The organism is Arthrobacter sp. 9V (assembly GCF_902506065.1).
In the GTDB taxonomy this organism is placed as follows: domain Bacteria; phylum Actinomycetota; class Actinomycetes; order Actinomycetales; family Micrococcaceae; genus Arthrobacter.
Map to the genome: position 1 here is coordinate 1 of NZ_LR732988.1, position 1,486 is coordinate 1,486.

At 70.7% G+C, this 1,486-nt stretch carries 3 protein-coding genes; all 3 read right to left on the bottom strand.

Annotated elements, in window-relative coordinates:
* Positions 1 to 402: ABC transporter permease (locus BACI9J_RS23080; RefSeq protein ID WP_159736688.1), on the bottom strand; the 402-nt coding region annotated here is incomplete at its 3' end.
* A 208-nt stretch (positions 403 to 610) separates the two neighbouring features.
* Positions 611 to 1,315: a DinB family protein gene (locus BACI9J_RS23085; protein WP_159736689.1), complete on the bottom strand. Its 705-nt coding sequence runs from the start codon at positions 1,313 to 1,315 to the stop codon at positions 611 to 613.
* A complete protein-coding gene (locus BACI9J_RS24810; protein ID WP_442858671.1) occupies positions 1,312 to 1,461 on the bottom strand; it encodes a hypothetical protein in 150 nt (49 codons plus the stop codon). The genes BACI9J_RS23085 and BACI9J_RS24810 overlap by 4 nt, the downstream gene beginning before the upstream one ends.
* Between the last annotated feature and the right edge of the window lie 25 nt (positions 1,462 to 1,486).

A 1,486-nucleotide genomic window follows, 5' to 3' on the forward strand; every position in this document is an offset into this window, starting at 1 on the left:
GATCGGCCACGCCATCGGCAGTTCGATCTGCAGCAGGGTGCGGAACCGGCTCATGCCGACGCCGCGCGCCGACTCGACGACGGTGGGCGGGATCTCGGCGAGACCGACGACCGCGTTGCGCAGGATCGGCAGTGCGGCGAAGAAGACGACCGTGACGACCGACGGCAGGACGCCGAAGCCGAGCGGGACGATGAGCAGGCCGATGACGGCGAACGACGGCAGGGTGAGGCCGATGGCCGACACCCCGTTCGCGAACGCGGTCAAGCGCGGGCTGCGGTAGACGAGTGTGGCGAGCACCACGGCGATGACCGTGGCGAGGACGACGCACTGGACGACCAGTGAGAAGTGCTGCCACGATGCGAACCAGTTCTGCTTCCATCGCTCCACGACGTACTGGAACACGGGTGGGCGCTCCCCTTCCGGTCGGCTGAACTGCCCACAGATCGGGGCACGAGCTCGGCCAAAGCTACGCAGCACCTGGACCGGTTGTACAACGCAACCCTGCCGAGGCGGCAGTTTCCCTCGCAGTTGCGATGAGGACAACCCCTGGTCAGAGGGGGAACACCAGGGCAAGCCTGGGAGAACGGTAACGATCGGGCTGGGTGCCCGGCTATGCGCTCAGGTCACGCAACCCGGCGCGCTCCGCGATGTCGACGAGCTGCTCGCGCCACCGGACCCATTCGTCCGGCGTCTTGTCGGCCAGGTTGCCGTCGCCGTCACCGGCCAGGCCGTCGAGCATCTCGCGCACGATGTCGGCGTGCCCGGCGTGCCGCGCGGTCTCGTAGGCCATGTGCACCAGGATCCGGTGCAGCGTGACGTGCCGGTGCTCCTCAGGCCACCACGACACGGTGCCGGTCGCGGTGAGGTCGAGCGCCTCGATGGTCGCGTCGGCGTGGGCGGCACTCCGGTGGTGGAAGGCCACGACGTCCGCCATCGTCTCGTCCAGCGGGGCGAACATGTCGTCGCCGTCCTCCGACTCGGGCCACGCGGGCGGGTCCGGCAGCGGGCGCCCGAACACCTCGCCGAAGTAGCCGGCCTGCACGCCCGCGACGTGCTTCACCAGCCCGAGGACGTTCGTGCCCGTCGGCGTCACCGGCCAGCGTGCCTGTCGCTCCGCCAGCCCGTCGAGCTTGGCCAGCAGTGCTGCTCGGTGCTTCTGCAGGTACCGGTGCAGCGTCTGCTTCACCGCGGCGTCGGCAGCCGCCTGGTCGGGGGTCGGCGCGGACCCCTCGTCCGACAGCAGCGCGTTGCCGCTGGCCGCCAGTGTGCTGGTGCTCGCGGGGTGCACCTCGGGGACCGCTTCGACGTCGCTCATGCCCCCGATCGTGCCACCCGGAGCTCCTGCAGGCGTGTCGATTCCTGCACCGCGACCCGTTCGGCCGTCAGCAGCAGACCCGCGACCTCGGCACCGGAGCGTGCCGGGGCGTCGTTCCAGCTCGTCAGGTCGCGCACGCGCCCCATCCGGATGTCCGGCGCGGGGCACCAC